This is a genomic window from Enterobacter sp. GER_MD16_1505_Eko_090 (assembly GCF_003331015.1).
GTDB classification, from domain to species: Bacteria; Pseudomonadota; Gammaproteobacteria; order Enterobacterales; family Enterobacteriaceae; genus Enterobacter; species Enterobacter roggenkampii.
The window spans coordinates 18,018-35,444 of the sequence record NZ_PUQF01000018.1 but is presented as its reverse complement, the minus strand read 5'-3'; the positions used below and the strand labels follow the sequence as shown (position 1 = coordinate 35,444).

Here is a 17,427-nt window from a genome sequence, read left to right as displayed (position 1 = left end):
ACTACTATTTTAATTTTGTAAGGTTAAATACCGAGACGCGGTGTGCCGCCATTTTTACTACGAATGTATTTAATTAATGCATCATAGCCTCTCCGTTTCAAGATATACCCCAAAAAGGCATGTATATAGAAAAACTTTTCATTTGAGAATCCGATTTTACGAAAGCTATTTATCATTTTTAAATAGACTAAAAATGGTAGATTAAGTTGATCGCGGATATAAGGATAGAAATAGTTGGCTAAGTCCTTTTTAATCCCATCATAAACCCCATCTATTTTTGTTGCATCTTCGATATGTTTTGCGATAAGGAGAAGTCCCTCAACCATATGTATTCGCCCCTCAGGTTTATAACCACCCGGGGTGAAAATGCCTTTTTCTGTTCCTGCATTCCCAAAATCTGGAGCCTCTGTATCTCGGGATAAAGTAATAACATCGCTGAAATAGTAACCCTGTCCTTCAGCCATGAGCATTCCAGCAAGATACATTTGATAATACAAACGGCCATCAAATTTATCACAAGATAATTTATTTGCTTTTTCAGCGTTAACAATAAAACCGGAAATTACACCAACTCTTCGGAAGAAAAATTTAATGGCCTCAGCACCAGGTTGGAATAATGTATCTTGTGTTAAATGACGGACGGTATCACATAATTCATTCGGGTTTTCCTTAAACCAGCCATAAGCACGAGTAGCCAATACGATTTCAGGATTAGCTTTCAAGACACTAACGATTTTTGATAATGCTCCTTCTGCCAGAAGATCGTCGTTACCCATAATCATACAATATTTACCAGTAGCAGAACTTATGCAATTTTTTAAGTTTTTATCATAACCAAGATTATCTTTATTTAAATTAAGATGTAAGTTTGTTCTATTGTTTTTTATTTTATATTCTTCAACAATATGAGCTATTTGTTCCCTTTGTGGAGACTTGTCTTCACAAAGAATCACCTCAAAGTCTGTATTATTAATAGCATAATCTTGGTTATATATGCTTTCCAATAAAGGCTCTAAAAATTCTGCGCGATTATATGACGGTATACAGATACTGATAAAAACATTCATGTTAAAATACCTTAAGAACTTTAGCGGGGATCCCACCAATTAAACTTGGTTTACTAACTTTCAATCCTTTAACAACTGAATTAGCAGCAATCACACTGCCATCAGATATTTCACTTCCTGCCAAAATAACGGCATTATCACCAATCCAACAACAATTCCCGATTTTTACAGCTGCTGCATCTCCTAAAATTTTTGTGGCAGGAGGAGCAAATTCATAATGATCTTTTTTATAACTTCCATGGCTGTGATCTCCAATGTATACTTTACTTCCAATAAGTATATCATCGCCAAGAGTTATTTCATCAGCGCATGAAATATGAACATTATCACTTAAGCATAATCGTTTGCCAATATTCATTCGTGGATCTAGACATTGCTCACCGTAATAATATACAGCCTCTATCCAACAATTGTCGCCGATTCGCCCATCTATCCATCTGGTGTCACCATCTTTATTCTTATTATAAGGCTTAACATTGAGTTTAAAGTTTTTCCCAACCGTTTTGAATTTATGCCCAGTGATCATATTAAAACAAAGCGCATTTAATTTTCTTTTACACTTCGATGCAAGAAAAATAAGGCTAATCAATTTTATACGTAATTTATAACCAATCATATACCAACCTTATTTGATTAACTTTTTTCTCTTTAAAATTCATTGCACATAAATGGATTGTTTTTAATTTAATGTACCTGTTAGCAATGACTCAATTGCTTCTACTTGTGATAATGATGAGCATTTTTTTTGAGCTCCATTTCTGCTGGAATTTTTCATTACTGTTAATTCAGAAACAGATATTTTTAAAAAATTAACTATAGCATCTGCCAGTGCATTAGCACTAATGTTGTCAGCAAGAAAACCATTTTCCCCGTTAATTATAAGATCTTCGGCCACACCAATTTTAAATGAAATAACAGGCGTGCCGGACATTAAAGCTTCGTTTATCATCATCGGTCCTGCATCCTCAACGGAGGAACAAATGAATCCATCAGCAATGTTATATAGATATGGATATTTAGTCTTATCATGGATAAAATCAATATTGACTAATGATACATCTTCTATAATCATATTTTGAGACTGGGCGCCAACAGTTAAAATAGTTACATTTTGCAAAAGTTCTGGATAAGTTTTTTTAATATATTCTAGCGATTGCTGAACATACTTAACGCCTTTTCTTGGATCATTTAATGACTGAGCTCCTAAAAAAATAACCCGATTTTTTTCCGGAATGCTAATGCCGAGATGCTTACTTGCTATGTGTGCCGGTCGTGGAGTAAAAATAGTTTCATCAATGCCAATCAGCGCTTTTTTCATTCCATGCCTGGTTTTTATTGCACTCATCGAACAGCGCTCATCTAGCCATTTACTTGCAGATAAGTAAAAACAGTCCATTTCTGAATAATATTTTTTTCTGTTATTGAGCACACGCTGTGGCATTTTTATAAGTTTAGGATACAGCATTGCAGGACAATTTTTACATTCACTTTTAAAGCCTTCACATTGCCACGGATAATGGCAACCACCAGTGATCATCCCTGCATCCATGAGGTAGAAAGCGATTGGACATTGATAATATCTTTGTATTTTGTGCAGGTCCTTATCAGAGAGAAAATCAGCTACATAGTATACAATTATCAAATCAGGCTTTTGTGTGTATTTCTTAAATATGTCATTAACGCTGAATGTTGTGTTATATATTAGATAGGTTTTATCTTCATTTATATCACGATTAACAATCAAACGGCGAAGTAATTTATTTATAAAACTAAATATCTTTCTTTTAGTTTGTGATAGCTCGATAACATCAGGGTCATTTGATGTTTTATCTAATACACACATTACAGAGTCATGATTATATTTTTTAAGGTTTGTATGTGTACGATAAGCGCCATAGAATGCACCTTTGCTATCACCGGTCGACAAATGTAAGATTTTCATTTTCCATCTCACTGATTTAAATATTAATATTTTTTAAATTAACTTTAGCTATCGCTTGAAAAATATAATTACGTAGAACCAATATCCCAACGGACAAAACAACAAAATTTATTAGCGGAGACCCAAATATGTAAACATATTTATAATCAGAAAATAAAGAGAAACGCTTTATACTCTCAAAAATAAGCGTTGACAATAATAATATAAAGAATGTTAGAAGGGTCAATGTTATCACAAAAGAGCCCATTTCTTTGTGAAGACAATAACCACCCCATATAAGAAGAAATAGAACGGTATGAATTAGATAGAAAATACTAGACCAATGTGGACCAAAATACTTAGCAATAATTATTGTCAATGGAATTGTTAATGCTGAATAACTAGCATATGCATAAAAATGATATTTTAACTTTCCAATAGAGTATAACAGAATGAATATAAAATTCATTATACCGGCAAAAAAAGTAGCTGACACGAGCCATTTAGCATAAAGATTTACGGTAATGCCTAACTCATCGTTTTTAAGCCACAAGGCAATCAGTTCATTACCAAACACATTCATATACGGAACTAATGGTGCAAGGAGAAGAACATATGCGATAGAACTATAGCTGAACAATGATATGAATTGCTTTTCGTTTTTTTCTTTTATTAACGCACTCAATCGTGGCAATAAAATTTGTGACAAGGGAATAACTAGAGTCAAGATTACCGCACTAAGTTGGCCACCGATTTGGTATTGTGTGTAATTTGTTAATGTTGTATATGTCGATAAAGCTATCTTATCAACTTGACTTGCTATAACCCATATCATTGATAAGCCTGAAAGTTGTAGAGAAAACTTTATTACTTTTCCAAATGAAAGATCATCGTCTTCATATAGGCTATTATTATTGTCTTTTTCTTCCAGTTGCTTATTATGTTTGCGCATAACGTAGTAAACACAATAAGCCGTAACGATGACGTCTAAAACAGATAAAGCCAGCAATACTTTAAAGAAAGCAGCTAATGAATTCGAGTAATAGGCAAGAACAATATAACCGCCACCATAAAAACAAGTTGTATAGACCATTCCCCATAGGGCTATGAGATCTTGCCTTTCCATTCCATTTATGAAACTTTGTAAATAAGATCGCAAATATAATAGTGCTAAAATTATACCTATCAATTTTATGCAAAATAATGTTTCGTTGTTAGATAAAGTTGTTTTCAACCAATCATTTACTATAAATAGTGAGAAATAGTTAAAAATAAATGCAACTATGCAAGCAATAAAAACAAAGCCACAAAAGACTCTCAAAAACAAACTAATTACTTTAGCGAAACTTACGAGTTGATACTTATTTGTCGCTATTAATTTCACAAATGTTCCACTGATACCTGCATCTAACAACCCCATAAGTGTTATAAGCATAGTAAAGAATGAAACTATTCCATATCGCTCCGTGCCTAATAATCCTATAATCAAAGGTACTAACAATAACGGAAATGCAGCTCGATATAATTGAGATGCATATAGTATAGATATTTTTTTGAACATACCAACTCACAAAGTATCAACTCGTCTTTTCTTTCTATCGGAAGAAATCAGTTATATTGGAGCATATATAATCAACTTGTTCTAAAGTTAATTCATAAAATAAGGGAAGGCGCAGCAAGTTGTCAGTGAACAAATCGCTATTTTTTAAGTTTACATCTTCGTTAGTAGATAAATAAAAATCACTTTTATTTAATGATAAATAATGGAAAACAGCATGTATACCATTATCCTTCAAATGTTTAATTAAATCAGTACGAACGTTGATATTGCTGCATACGATATAAAACATATGAGCATTGTTAGTGGCATACTCAGGAACCACAGGTAGATTGATAAGTCCTAGCTGTGCAAGTGGTGTTAATTTTTCTTGATAACGTTGCCAAAGCTCTTTACGTTTGTTCTGAATATCATCCATATTTTCGAGTTGTGCATATAAATAAGCAGCGTTGATATCAGAAGGGAGAAATGAAGAACCAATATCAACCCAGCCATATTTATTAACCTCACCTCTGAAAAATGAAGATCTGTTAGTCCCCTTTTCACGAATTATTTCGGCTCGTTTGACATATTTGTCATCATTAATAACAAGCATGCCGCCTTCACCAGAAATTATATTTTTTGTTTCATGAAACGAAAACGTTCCAAATGCTCCAATACTTCCCAGTGGGCGTTCCTTATAATATGAATCAATCGCTTGAGCAGCATCTTCGACAATAGGAATATTATATTGCTTAGATATAGCCAATAATTTATCCATATCACATGCAATTCCAGCATAATGAACTACTACTATCGCTTTTGTTTGTGGTGTAATTAAAGCACGTATTGAGTCTGGATCAACATTTGGATTGTTAGTATAGCTATCAGCAAATACAACTTTTGCTCCTCTTAATGAGAAAGCGTTAACAGTCGATACAAATGTATACGAAGGTGCAATTACTTCATCTCCTGGTTTAATGTCCAGCAATATTGCTGCCATTTCAAGTGCGTCAGTACAAGAAGTAGTAAGTAATACTTTTTTAAAATTGTATTTTTTTTCAAAGAACTCGTGACATTTCTTAGTAAATTTTCCGTCCCCTGAAATCTTTCCGTCTTTTGCAGCTTGTGCAATATAAACTAATTCATCCCCATGTAAATAGGGTTTATTGAATGGAATCATTTTTTTTCCTTTATTTTAAATCTGCAAAACTGCCAGCTTTCATATCTTTGACAGAAAGTATTATTTCATTTTCGTCTAAAGGCCACTCGATATTTAACGTGGGATCGTTCCACGCAATACTTCTTTCTGCTGTGGGTGCATAATAGTCAGTAGTCTTATATAAAAACTCTGCATTATCGCTTAATACGGCAAAACCGTGTGCGAAACCTTCAGGAATCCATAACTGTCGTTTGTTTTCTGCAGATAATATAACGCCAACCCACTTACCATAAGTTTCTGAATCCGGCCGGATATCTACTGCAACATCAAAAACTTCACCTACAATGCAACGGACCAATTTTCCCTGCTCATGAGGCCCAGTCTGATAATGTAATCCACGCAATACTCCTCGTTTTGATCTGGAATGATTATCCTGAACAAACGTAAGGGTACGACCGACACAGGCCTCAAGTTTCGTATGATTGTAGCTTTCATAAAAGAAGCCTCTGTCATCACTAAACACTTTTGGCTCAATCAATAATACGTCAGGAATATTTGTTTTGATAACATTCATTACTAGTAGCCTTTAATCATTTTGTACAAATATTGCCCATAAGCATTCTTTGATAGCGGAACAGCTAATTTTTTAACTTGCTCAGCATTTATAAATCCTTTGCGGTAAGCAATTTCTTCTGGACAAGAAACTTTAAGGCCTTGACGCTCCTCAATAGTGGCAATGAAGTTACTGGCTTCAATCAAACTCTGATGCGTCCCCGTGTCCAACCAGGCATAACCGCGCCCCATCATTGCTACAGACAAACGTCCTTGCTCCATATAAATTCGATTGATATCAGTAATTTCAAGCTCGCCCCGCGCGGAAGGCTTCAGGTTTTTAGCCAGTTCTACAACATCGTTATCATAGAAATATAATCCGGTGACCGCATAATTACTTTTCGGTTCTAGCGGTTTTTCTTCAAGGCTGATGGCAGTTCCATTCTTATCAAATTCAACGACACCATAACGTTCAGGATCGTTAACGTGGTATGCGAATACGGTCGCACCACTTTCTCGATTGACCGCCGTTTCCATTAATTTAGGCAGATCATGTCCGTAAAAAATATTATCGCCGAGTACCAACGCGCAGTCATCATTTCCGATAAAGTCTTCACCGATGATAAATGCCTGGGCTAAACCATCCGGCGAAGGCTGAACCTTATAATGTAGATTTAAACCCCATTGGCTGCCATCACCCAGTAATTGCTCAAAACGAGGTGTATCCTGCGGAGTGCTAATGATCAAAATATCACGAATACCCGCTAACATTAGCGTTGAGAGCGGGTAATAGATCATTGGTTTGTCATATATGGGCAACAATTGCTTGCTGACAGCCATGGTCACTGGATATAAACGGGTACCAGAACCACCAGCTAAAATAATGCCTTTACGGGTTTTCATTTCATTATCTCTTTATACGCAAAAGTACCCAGTGACGGGCACTAACATTATATTCAGATTGCTGTCGCAGCAAACAATTCATTCAGCATACGTTTAACTCCTTTCTCCCAATTGGGAAGAACAAGCCCAAAGGTACGCTGGAATTTTTCATTATTAAGACGAGAGTTATTTGGTCGGCATGCAGGGGTTGGGTAAGCGCTGGTTGGTACTTTATTTAACTGCTTGATTGCAAGTGCAACATCAGCTTTTCTGGCTTCGGAAAATACCAGTGCAGCATAATCATACCATGTAGTGACACCACTCGCTACGAGGTGATAAAGGCCAGCAACTTCCTGATTTTTCTGTGCAATCCGAATAGCATGAGCGGTACAATCCGCCAATAATTCTGCACCCGTAGGCGCACCAAACTGATCGTTAATGACGGAAAGTTCAGTTTTCTCTTTAGCCAAACGTAACATGGTTTTTGCAAAGTTATTGCCTTTGCCAGCATAAACCCAACTGGTACGAAAAATAAGGTGCTTTGGACAATGCTCTTGTAATGCTCTTTCACCGGCCAGTTTCGTTTTGCCATAAACATTTAATGGTGCAGTGGCATCTTCTTCAAGCCAAGGCGCATCACCGGTACCCGGAAAAACGTAATCAGTTGAGTAATGCACAACCCACGCGCCTATTTCAGCAGCAGCTTTGGCAATAGCCTCTACGCTTGTGGAGTTAAGCAATTGTGCAAAGTCCACTTCGGATTCAGCTTTATCCACAGCAGTGTGTGCAGCAGCGTTCACAACCACATCTGGACGTATTTTTCGTACGGTTTCAGCAACACCTTCAGGATTACTAAAGTCGCCACAGAAATCGGTAGAATGCACATCAAGGGCGATAATATTTCCCAGGGGCGCGAGTGCCCGTTGTAGCTCCCAGCCTACCTGACCATTTTTCCCGAACAACAGAATATTCATTATTTACGTTCTCCATAATTCTGCTCAATCCAGGTTTTATAAGCCCCGCTTTTTACGTTTTCCACCCAATCGATATTGCTCAGATACCACTCCACCGTTTTACGAATGCCGCTTTCGAACGTCTCCTCAGGCTTCCAGCCCAGTTCAACGCCAATTTTATGTGCATCAATCGCATAGCGACGGTCATGCCCCGGACGGTCAGCAACATACGTAATCTGATCGCGATATGACCCCTCTTTAGGCACTATCTCATCAAGCAGATCGCAAATCGTATGCACTACGTCCAGGTTCTGCTTCTCGTTATGGCCGCCAATATTATACGTTTCACCCGGTTTTCCTTGAGTAACAACGGTGTAGAGTGCACGCGCATGATCTTCTACATACAACCAGTCACGAATCTGGTCACCCTTCCCATAAATAGGCAGTGCTTTGCCGTCCAGCGCATTCAGGATGACCAGCGGGATCAGTTTTTCCGGGAAATGGTACGGGCCATAGTTATTCGAACAGTTGGTGACGATAGTCGGGAAACCGTAGGTACGCAGCCAGGCACGCACGAGATGGTCACTGGAGGCTTTCGACGCTGAGTAAGGGCTGCTGGGCGCATACGCGGTAGTTTCAGTGAAGAGTGGCAGCTCAGTTGATGCCGGATGCTCATCCGGATGCGGTAAATCACCATACACTTCGTCGGTAGAGATGTGATGGAAACGGAAGGCGTTCTTCGCCTGCTCATCCAACGTTGACCAGTATGCACGAGCGGCTTCCAGAAGCACATAAGTGCCGACGATATTGGTTTCGATAAAAGCAGCCGGGCCGGTAATTGAACGATCGACGTGACTTTCAGCGGCCAGGTGCATCACCGCGTCAGGCTTATGCTTTGCGAAAATACGATCCATGGCATCTTTGTCACAAATATCCGCATGCTCAAAAACATAGCGGTCGCTATCGCTGACTTCACTAAGCGACTCAAGGTTGCCGGCATAGGTCAGCTTGTCCACGTTGACGATGTCGTCCTGGGTATTTTTAATAATATGTCGTACAACCGCTGAGCCGATAAAGCCGGCCCCGCCCGTCACAAGAATTTTCACGTTATCTGTTCCGTATGTTGGAAATGTCTGGATACTGCCGCTCTGAAACCTGAGTACTTATTAACTGACGGTTTCAGAAATTGAGCACGCTACCGCCCCTGGCTTAACAGCTACCAATGCACTGAGCGATGCTTGATTAAATGATTTTTCTTGTCTGGATACAGACAAAAAACTGGCGTTAATTGTCGTCCTAAACGACCTCAGAAACAAGCACAAATCGCTACAAAGCTGTTGAGATTTAAATCACATAACCCTATGTAATCATTACATTAATAACAAAAAACGGCAGCCATCATTTTGGTTATAGATTAATACACCAAAATAATGACTGCCGCTTGTTCAATTTGTGGCAGGAATATCAGTCGTTAGCCAGCAACTTCTCAATCCGGTTTCTAAACTTCGCCCCTTCCTTTAGGTTACGCAGCCCGTAGTTCACGAACGCCTGCATATAGCCCATCTTCTTACCGCAGTCATAGCTCTCACCGGTCATCAGCATCGCATCGACAGACTGCTTCTTCGCCAGCTCGGCAATCGCGTCGGTGAGCTGAATACGGTCCCAGGCGCCTGGCTCGGTTTTTTCCAGTTCCGCCCAGATATCGGCATTCAGAACATAACGACCCACTGCCATCAGGTCAGAATCCAGCGTCTGCGGCTGATCCGGCTTTTCGATGAACTCAACGATGCGGCTCACCTGCCCTTCCGTCTCCAGCGCTTCTTTCGTCTGAATTACGGAGTACTCGGAGAGATCGCCTTTCATGCGCTTCGCCAGCACCTGGCTGCGGCCCGTTTCGTTGAAACGTGCCACCATTGCCGCCAGGTTGTATCGCAGCGGATCGGCAGACGCGTTATCAATAATAATATCTGGCAGCACAACGATGAACGGGTTATCACCCACCACCGGACGGGCACAAAGAATAGAGTGTCCCAGACCCAGCGGCTGCGCCTGACGCACGTTCATGATGGTCACGCCCGGCGGACAAATAGACTGCACTTCCGCCAGCAGCTGACGCTTAACGCGCTGCTCAAGCAACGCTTCGAGTTCGTAAGAGGTGTCGAAGTGGTTTTCTACCGCATTCTTGGACGAGTGCGTAACCAAGACGATTTCTTTGATCCCTGCAGCAACAATCTCGTCGACAATGTACTGAATCATTGGCTTATCGACGATCGGCAGCATCTCTTTAGGAATGGCTTTTGTGGCGGGCAGCATATGCATGCCCAGGCCTGCTACCGGAATGACTGCTTTCAAATTAATCATTATTTCTTCCACCTTAAAATGGTTGACGAATTATAGCTCTTAAACCTGTTTTCGCCAGCATGATTTGCCGTAATCCTGAAGCAATGTTACGCCTTAGCATCACATATTTCTGTAGTTGTAATCTGATTCGATCGCGCTTTTATGCCAGGAATAGTCTCAAAACAGATTATTGTCGATTATCTGTGCGGCAGCGCAAAGTTCAGCCTTTCCACATTCACCACCTGCTGGTCGACCCGGTCAATATCCACCGAGCTTTGCCCCTTCTCATTAACGGCTTTTATGTTCGCCAGCGACAGCAGCGTCTCGTCTTTCGCCATGAATTTTCCTCGCACATCCTTGCGCAGATCGAAGTTTATCTTCAGGGCAGGCCCCACGGCAGCTTCCTGCATCACATTGATATTACGTAAGAAAAGATGCTGCGGCTTGTTGTGCAGTTCCAGCGTTGCACGCTGCATTTCCACATTAGTAATCGCCACAAACGACGTCGCATTACCGGATGAAATCTGTATTCCGCGCAATTTATAGGCGAGCTGGCGGTTATCGAGATGAATATTATTGAGCTTGAAGTTCTGCGGGATGGACAAATAATCGCCTTTTATGACCCCATAGCCGATTAACATTCCCGCGCTGTTGACCATGTCGACATTATCAATAATGAAATTATCACAGCCATAAATCGCCACCGTGGCGTTGTCTATTCCCGCCTTTTTACTGAAGTCTGGGGTGATATTTTTGGCCTTAATATTGCGGATAACAAAGTGCTTCCCGTTTTCCACATGCACCAGCTGACGACAGTTGCTGCCGGTGATGTTGGCCACCACGAAGTTCTTAACGGTTTGCTTTTCCGGGTAGTCGTTGTCGTAGGTGCTCCCGGCAAGGCCAATGCCGATGCCCCAGTTGATCTTGCCGTTGGTGCAGTTGATGTTGTCGATGACATGATCGGAGATCAGGATATTGCGATCGTTGATGGCGACGTTCCATTCGATCGCATCGCCCTGCAGATGGCTAAATTTGCTGTTGGTGATGCGGGCGCCGTCCACCTGGTTGTGGAAACCCTGGCGCAGGATGGCGTAGTTGGCCTGACTCACGCTGATGTTATCAATCACCAGATTGCGCATCACGCTCGGTTTCTTACCGCCGATGTAGATTTGCGTCACAGGGCCAAAACCGCTCATGGCCAGCCCTTTGATGACGCAGTTAGAGCCGCGAACGTCGAGCGTAATGTTCTCCGTGCGGCCAGCGCCTTCGCCTATCACTTTGCTGCCTTCCTGCAGAACAAAGCGGCCACGGCCATTGCCGGTTAACGCCCCGCGGATCAGCAGCGTTTTACCGTCGGGAATGAAAATACCCGTGTTGATGTTTTCACAGGTCAGCCCGGCAGGGACAACGACCGTGTCCCCGTCATTAAACGCCTGCTTAAAGGCCGCGATCCAGTCGTTGTTATTGTACTGATTAACAGAGACCGTTCTTCCACTCGCCGCCCGCGCAATCCGGGACGACAGCAGCGGCGTAGCCGCCAGAACGGACAGAGACGAGACAAAGGTGCGTCGGGTAATCTTTTTCAGCATACATCCTCGGCGTTACAACGTTTGCAGCAGGCTGGCTAACTGACGGTTAATCACCTGCTGGTTAAAATCGGCTTCAACTTTTTGTCGGGCATTATGGAGCACGGGCTCCAGCGCCTGCTGGTCGATATCGCTGAAGGCAGCTAAGCGATCGGCGAGCGCAATTGCGTTATTCTCCGGCACCAGCCAGCCGGAATAGTCAGACTTAATCAGCTCCGGGATCCCGCTGTGAATGGTCGAGACCACCGGTATCCCGACGGCCATCGCCTCCATCAGCGCCACCGGAATGCCCTCCATATCGCCATCGGCTCCCGTTACGGAAGGCAACAAGAACACATCTGCCTCATCAAGCATGGCCTTGACCTCGTGGCTTGGCTTGAAGCCCGGCATCTCTACAACATCTTCCAGCTGATACTGTTCGATAAGCGTGCGCAGACGACGCTCCCACGGCCCAATCCCGAGAATGCGGTAGTGGAAATCCACCCCGCGCGCTTTCAGCTGGCGGCAGGCTTCAATCGCCACATGCAGGCCTTTCTTCTCGGTCAGACGCGCGACGGAGATGATCTGCAGCGGCTTGCCCGGCACCTTCACCGGACGGCGGGTAAAGCGCGTTAAATCCACGCCCATGCGCGACACGGCAATTTTCTCTCCCGGGCAGCCCATTCTTTTCAGGCGTCCGGCCCACAGTTCGCTGATGGGCAGCATCATGTCGCCGCGGCGGAAAAGCTGCTGGTACTCCGGCGTATAATGGTTCAGCACTTCACGGCTGGAGATGTCGATACCGTGGAAAATGGTCGCAATTTTACCGTCAATCACGCCCAGTTCGCGTAGCTTCGCGGCGGTCACGCCTGCCGGGCCAAAGTGGGCGATAAACACGTCAGCACGATACGGCTGCGCCGTTTGCCCGCAGATGGCCGAGAGAATTAAATTGCGTGATTCCGACCCATAGCGGGAAACGTTCAGCGCCCGCCACGTCGACGCGCGATGGATCCCACGTAAGGTCTGGCTGGCGCGGTGGCGCAGCTTACTCAGCTTCCCGGACGGCTCATTCTGCAGCCAGCGGGTTTTTGCCTGCAGCCCATACTGGGTATACGCCGCGTGGGTGTTTTGGGTATCGCCCTTTTGCAGGGCGATAATCTCCACGTCATATCCCATATCGATAAACGCGGTGATTTGGTTCAGAACAAAGGTCTCAGACGACAGCGGAAATTTCAGTAAGAAGAAACCAACCTTCATTTCCCCTCCCGCACGCGATCGAGTACCGATTTCACCATTCCAATGCCCTTCTCGCGCTCGGCTTTCACCGCCACCGCCAGACGTTCATTGATCGCAGGCAGTTGGCCGAGCGTGTCGCCCACCATGGCGCCGAGCGATCCGTCCAGCAGATGACGGATATCCACCGCCATTTCCGGCATACCGAGCTGCTGCATAATGCCCGCGGACTTGTGCTCGTAGTTAATAGCGATGGCTGGCGTGCCAAAGTTCATGGAGATAATGGCCGAGTGCAGTCGGGTGCCCACGGTCAGGTCGCAGGCGGAGAGCAGTTTGCCCATCTCCAGGTCGTTCAGCTCGTCCATCACCACGTGATAGCGGGACGGATCGTTCACCAGGTTGCGCAGGTTGAGCGCCACCATGCGGTCATCTTTGTTGTAGCTGTCGATACCGGTACAGGTGGATAGCGCCAGCACCTGGTACCCGCTGTCCAGCACGCGGTTCACCACGTCGGCGAACGCTTGCTCATACGCCGCCTGCGTCGTGCCTAAACGTTTATCGAATGGCGCCAGCTCGCGCAGGGTGATCGCGACGGTTTTCTGTTTCGCCGCCACGTCGAGCCAGTGCTGCACCGCGTAGCTCGGCTGGAAGCTGTCGTCCTGGTGATCCACCAGCCAGGCGGTATCCACGCCGTGCTCAACTTTCGACGTGTCAATCTCGCTGCGCTTCATCATGTCAAGGCTGACCGACTCACGCAGGATCAGGGCATCGCAGTGGCCAAACACATAGTTCGCCAGCTGGTTAAACTGCGGATCCTGGAAAGGCCCCACGCTGTGGCCAATCATAAACAGCGGCTTTTTCGCCATGAACGTACAAAGCGCATGCTCAAACTGCGGCACGCCGTAGAGATCGACGAAGAACGAACCGCCGACCTGAATAATGGCATCATAGCCGGACAGCAGACGAACAAAGTCGGTAAAGCCCTGCGCGATGGCGATGTTGCGCAGCTTGCCGGTATCGGTCACCCGGGAAAGCAGCACCTGATGCTGGTAGCGACGACGCAGTACTTTCTTCACGCGGCCCATCACGCCCGCGGCGTTGTTATGCTGTTTCATCTGGCTGTAGAGCGGATCGCCCATCACCGGGCGGTTCAGTAACCAGGATGAGCTGACAGGATAACGGCTCATCACGTCCACTTCGGTCTCAGGCTTAAGGGTGTTAATTGCATCCAGTAAACCGCGCAGGATGGCGCTGTCGCCACGGTTGCCGCAGGTATGGTTGCCAAGAATTAATAATTTCATAATGGCCTCTTAAAGAACTAGCCTGCGCGAAGCAGCGTTTTCATTTTTTCGTTACGGCAAAACTGGCGCTTCATCTCAACGACCAGCGCATTGCGCGAAAGTACGATCATCACGACGAAGGCCAGCGCCCCCGCGGCAACCTGCACCGCCAGCAGCGCGGCCAGCGGCAGATGCCCGCTGAGGATAATGCCCAGGCCGTAGCTCACCGCCAGGGTCGGCAATGAGAGATAGAACGGCAGCCACAGGCTCAGGATGTACTGACGGTAGCTGGAGCCCAGCACCGGTTTAATCATGATGAAGTAGCTCAGGACGGTATTGACGATCTGCACCAGCAGGAAGCCCAGCGTCACGCCAATAGCGCCCGCCATGTGCCCGCCGACGATAATTGCCGGAATAAACAGGAAGGTTTTGAATACGTTGAATTTAAAGCTGATGTCCACGCGCGCTTTTGCCATCAGCAGGGACCCAATCGGGTTCCCCACGGAGCGCAGCAGCCCTACCACGCACAGCAGCTGCAGGATCGGGATAATGCCGTTCCATTTCTCACCAAACACCAGCGGCACGACGTTGCTGGACACCACCATCAGCCCCAGCAGCACCGGGAAGTTAATAATCCCCACCACGGAAAGCAGCTTGTAGAAGTTAATGCGCAGCTTCTCGGTGTCGTCCTGAATCTTGGCAAACGCCGGGAACAGGACGCGGGTGATAATCGGGTTCAGCTTCATCGGCGGCACCACCGCGACGTTGTAGGCCAGGTTGTAGCCCCCCGCCACGCTCGCGCCGAGAATACGTGCCAGCACCAGCGTCGAAAGGTTGGTGTTCACGTAGTTGATAATGCTGTCCGCCGTCAGCCACGCGCCAAAGCGCAGGTTGGACGAGACGGACGCAAGAGAGAAATGCAGTCCCGGGCGGTAAATTTTACGCCCAAAGTAGCCGAACAGCAGCGTACGCACGGCAGAGTTCACCAGGTAACCGAGGATGGCGGTCATCGCCAGCGGCCAGAAATGGGCGCTCACGACGGTAAAGGTAAAGCCCGCCAGCACGGCGCTGGTCTCGATCATGCCGATCTTATTGAACTCCAGCTCTTTCTGCATCAGCGCGCGGAACTGCTGCCCGTGGGGGATCACTACGAACGCAAACGACAGCGTACGCATCAGCGGGGCGAGATCCGGGTTGTGCAGCACGCTGGCGATGGTATCGCTCAGCAGGAACACCAGCACAAACACGAAAATCCCCAGCCCCACGTTCAGCCAGTAGAGCGTGGTCAGCTCAAGATGGCTGATCTCTTTGCGCTGGATAATCGAGTTGGCGATACCAAAGTCAGACAGCGTATCGGCCAGCGCAATGATCACCAGCGAGACGGTCAGCAGGCCGAACTGGTGATTATCGATAATGCGCGCCAGCACCGTCATCTGCACCAGGCCGAGGCCAATGATGACGATGGTCGCCATCGCTGACCACTTGGCGCCGCTGATGGTTTTTTCACGTAAGCTCATCTTAGTACGCCGCTTTGTTCACGAAACCTTTGAAGATGGTCAGAAAAACAATCTTGATATCGAACCAGAGGCTCCACTCGCGGATGTACTCCAGATCGAACTCGATGCGTTTTTCCATTTTTTCCAGCGTGTCGGTTTCGCCGCGCCAGCCGTTGATTTGCGCCCAGCCGGTGATGCCCGGCTTCACCTTATGGCGCAGCATGTAGCCTTCAATCAGCGAGCGGTACTGCTCGTTGTGCGCCACCGCGTGCGGACGCGGGCCAACAATCGACATCCCGCCGGTAAAGACGTTGATAAACTGCGGCAGCTCGTCCAGCGAGGTGCGGCGCAAGAAGTTCCCCACGCGGGTGACGCGCGGATCGTTCTGCGTGGCCTGGGTCACGACCTTGTCGTTCTCCATCACCTTCATGGAGCGGAATTTCCACACCATAATCGGCTTACCGTCCATGCCGTAGCGGGTCTGACGGAAGATAACCGGTCCTGGCGAGCTCAGCTTCACCGCGAGGGCAATGCAGCACAGCACCGGGGAGATGAGCAGCAAAATCAGCGAAGAGAGCACGATATCTTCCAGACGCTTCAGCACGCGGTTAATACCGGACAGCGGCGTGTCGTACAACGGTACGACCGGCACCCCGTTCACCTCTTCAATACGGGAATGAAGAATGTTGAAGGTAAACACGTCCGGGATCAGGATCACTGAACAGGTGGTATCCGCCAGCTCGCGCATCAGCTGCTTAATGCGGGATTCGTCTTTCATCTGCATGGCGATGTAGACGTTGTGAATTTTGCCGGCTTTAGCATCGTCAATCAGCTGATCGTAGTTGCCCGCCCAGTCGGCAGGCACGCCGCCAGGCTTTGCGTCGTGATAAATCCCGACCACTTCAAAGCCTAACCACGGCTCTTTGCGGAAGCTGTCGAGCAGCACTTTCCCAACCGGCAGATCGCCTGCCACCGCCACGAAGCGACGGTTATAGCCCCGGTTGCGCAGCCAACCCGCGCCAAAGCGGATCAGGGAACGGCACACCACCATGCCGACGCTGGTCAACAGATACCAGCTCAGATAGGTCACGAGGCGATTATCAAAATCATGGCTAAATGCCACCAGGCCTGCGCTGAAGATCAGGCTCAGGGTCCAGTTCTGCAGCAGCAGCATCAGTTCAGTGGTCATTTTGACGCCGCGCCACGAGCGGTAGAAATCGGTCATACCGCCGATCATTTGAAACACGACCAGCGCAATCAGGGCCATCAGCAGATGCATATATAAGAACGGCAGCCCGCTGATCCGACACACCGCCCACAATCCACCGACCATGATGGTGATATCAGAAAAACGCTGCACCATAGAGATTAACGATGCATTCGTTCTCGCTCGTTCGCGTTTTTTTAGATTCGTCATCGTTGTTCCTGTATTCGGTTCC

15 protein-coding genes are annotated in these 17,427 nt (G+C 45.9%); all 15 read right to left on the bottom strand.

All coding sequences use genetic code 11. The features are described from left to right. Positions 1-23: 23 nt before the first annotated feature. On the bottom strand, positions 24-1,067 hold the full coding sequence (locus tag C6A40_RS18825) for a glycosyltransferase family 2 protein (RefSeq protein ID WP_032646458.1): 1,044 nt from the start codon (positions 1,065-1,067) through the stop codon (positions 24-26). A 1-nt stretch (position 1,068) separates the two neighbouring features. Then, the gene (locus tag C6A40_RS18820; RefSeq protein WP_032646459.1) at positions 1,069-1,683 is read right to left on the bottom strand and encodes an acyltransferase; all 615 of its coding nucleotides are present in this window, start codon (positions 1,681-1,683) and stop codon (positions 1,069-1,071) included. A gap of 63 nt (positions 1,684-1,746) precedes the next feature. Beyond that, entirely contained in the window at positions 1,747-3,009 is a 1,263-nt protein-coding gene (locus C6A40_RS18815) for a glycosyltransferase (protein WP_058657525.1), read from the bottom strand. 16 nt (positions 3,010-3,025) lie between these two features. Then, a complete protein-coding gene (locus C6A40_RS18810) occupies positions 3,026-4,549 on the bottom strand; it encodes a lipopolysaccharide biosynthesis protein (protein ID WP_114191330.1) in 1,524 nt (507 codons plus the stop codon). A 34-nt stretch (positions 4,550-4,583) separates the two neighbouring features. Beyond that, positions 4,584-5,708: a dTDP-4-amino-4,6-dideoxygalactose transaminase gene (rffA, locus tag C6A40_RS18805; protein ID WP_045337056.1), complete on the bottom strand. Its 1,125-nt coding sequence runs from the start codon at positions 5,706-5,708 to the stop codon at positions 4,584-4,586. Between the two features lie 10 nt (positions 5,709-5,718). Beyond that, entirely contained in the window at positions 5,719-6,261 is a 543-nt protein-coding gene (gene rfbC / locus C6A40_RS18800; protein WP_032646464.1) for a dTDP-4-dehydrorhamnose 3,5-epimerase, read from the bottom strand. Between the two features lie 2 nt (positions 6,262-6,263). After that, the gene (gene rfbA, locus C6A40_RS18795; RefSeq protein WP_045337054.1) at positions 6,264-7,142 is read right to left on the bottom strand and encodes a glucose-1-phosphate thymidylyltransferase RfbA; all 879 of its coding nucleotides are present in this window, start codon (positions 7,140-7,142) and stop codon (positions 6,264-6,266) included. A gap of 53 nt (positions 7,143-7,195) precedes the next feature. Next, the gene (rfbD, locus tag C6A40_RS18790; RefSeq protein ID WP_045337052.1) at positions 7,196-8,095 is read right to left on the bottom strand and encodes a dTDP-4-dehydrorhamnose reductase; all 900 of its coding nucleotides are present in this window, start codon (positions 8,093-8,095) and stop codon (positions 7,196-7,198) included. After that, complete coding sequence (gene rfbB / locus C6A40_RS18785; protein ID WP_045337051.1) at positions 8,095-9,180, bottom strand: dTDP-glucose 4,6-dehydratase; 1,086 nt, start codon at positions 9,178-9,180, stop codon at positions 8,095-8,097. Before rfbB ends, rfbD begins: the two co-directional genes overlap by 1 nt. Positions 9,181-9,538: 358 nt before the next feature. Then, positions 9,539-10,435: a GalU regulator GalF gene (gene galF / locus C6A40_RS18780; protein WP_032652665.1), complete on the bottom strand. Its 897-nt coding sequence runs from the start codon at positions 10,433-10,435 to the stop codon at positions 9,539-9,541. A 176-nt stretch (positions 10,436-10,611) separates the two neighbouring features. Then, positions 10,612-12,003 carry a colanic acid biosynthesis protein WcaM gene (wcaM, locus tag C6A40_RS18775; protein ID WP_045337049.1) on the bottom strand — a complete coding sequence of 464 codons (1,392 nt, stop codon included), beginning with the start codon at positions 12,001-12,003 and terminating at the stop codon, positions 10,612-10,614. 12 nt (positions 12,004-12,015) lie between these two features. Continuing rightward, positions 12,016-13,236: a colanic acid biosynthesis glycosyltransferase WcaL gene (gene wcaL / locus C6A40_RS18770; RefSeq protein ID WP_045337048.1), complete on the bottom strand. Its 1,221-nt coding sequence runs from the start codon at positions 13,234-13,236 to the stop codon at positions 12,016-12,018. Further along, positions 13,233-14,513, bottom strand: a complete 1,281-nt coding sequence (gene wcaK / locus C6A40_RS18765; RefSeq protein ID WP_045337046.1) for a colanic acid biosynthesis pyruvyl transferase WcaK — start codon at positions 14,511-14,513, stop codon at positions 13,233-13,235. The genes wcaL and wcaK overlap by 4 nt, the downstream gene beginning before the upstream one ends. A gap of 17 nt (positions 14,514-14,530) precedes the next feature. Next, the gene (gene wzxC / locus C6A40_RS18760; RefSeq protein ID WP_023325628.1) at positions 14,531-16,009 is read right to left on the bottom strand and encodes a colanic acid undecaprenyl disphosphate flippase WzxC; all 1,479 of its coding nucleotides are present in this window, start codon (positions 16,007-16,009) and stop codon (positions 14,531-14,533) included. A 1-nt stretch (position 16,010) separates the two neighbouring features. Continuing rightward, positions 16,011-17,405: an undecaprenyl-phosphate glucose phosphotransferase gene (gene wcaJ / locus C6A40_RS18755; protein WP_008499429.1), complete on the bottom strand. Its 1,395-nt coding sequence runs from the start codon at positions 17,403-17,405 to the stop codon at positions 16,011-16,013. Between the last annotated feature and the right edge of the window lie 22 nt (positions 17,406-17,427).

Bases quoted from the DNA above. Each gene is read 5' to 3' on its own strand.
- C6A40_RS18825 (WP_032646458.1), bottom strand. From the start codon at position 1,067: ATGAATGTTTTTATCAGTATCTGTATACCGTCATATAATCGCGCAGAA.
- C6A40_RS18820 (WP_032646459.1), bottom strand. From the start codon at position 1,683: ATGATTGGTTATAAATTACGTATAAAATTGATTAGCCTTATTTTTCTT.
- C6A40_RS18815 (WP_058657525.1), bottom strand. From the start codon at position 3,009: ATGAAAATCTTACATTTGTCGACCGGTGATAGCAAAGGTGCATTCTAT.
- C6A40_RS18810 (WP_114191330.1), bottom strand. From the start codon at position 4,549: ATGTTCAAAAAAATATCTATACTATATGCATCTCAATTATATCGAGCT.
- rffA (WP_045337056.1), bottom strand. From the start codon at position 5,708: ATGATTCCATTCAATAAACCCTATTTACATGGGGATGAATTAGTTTAT.
- rfbC (WP_032646464.1), bottom strand. From the start codon at position 6,261: ATGAATGTTATCAAAACAAATATTCCTGACGTATTATTGATTGAGCCA.
- rfbA (WP_045337054.1), bottom strand. From the start codon at position 7,142: ATGAAAACCCGTAAAGGCATTATTTTAGCTGGTGGTTCTGGTACCCGT.
- rfbD (WP_045337052.1), bottom strand. From the start codon at position 8,095: ATGAATATTCTGTTGTTCGGGAAAAATGGTCAGGTAGGCTGGGAGCTA.
- galF (WP_032652665.1), bottom strand. From the start codon at position 10,435: ATGATTAATTTGAAAGCAGTCATTCCGGTAGCAGGCCTGGGCATGCAT.
- wcaM (WP_045337049.1), bottom strand. From the start codon at position 12,003: ATGCTGAAAAAGATTACCCGACGCACCTTTGTCTCGTCTCTGTCCGTT.
- wcaL (WP_045337048.1), bottom strand. From the start codon at position 13,236: ATGAAGGTTGGTTTCTTCTTACTGAAATTTCCGCTGTCGTCTGAGACC.
- wcaK (WP_045337046.1), bottom strand. From the start codon at position 14,513: ATGAAATTATTAATTCTTGGCAACCATACCTGCGGCAACCGTGGCGAC.
- wzxC (WP_023325628.1), bottom strand. From the start codon at position 16,009: ATGAGCTTACGTGAAAAAACCATCAGCGGCGCCAAGTGGTCAGCGATG.
- wcaJ (WP_008499429.1), bottom strand. From the start codon at position 17,405: ATGACGAATCTAAAAAAACGCGAACGAGCGAGAACGAATGCATCGTTA.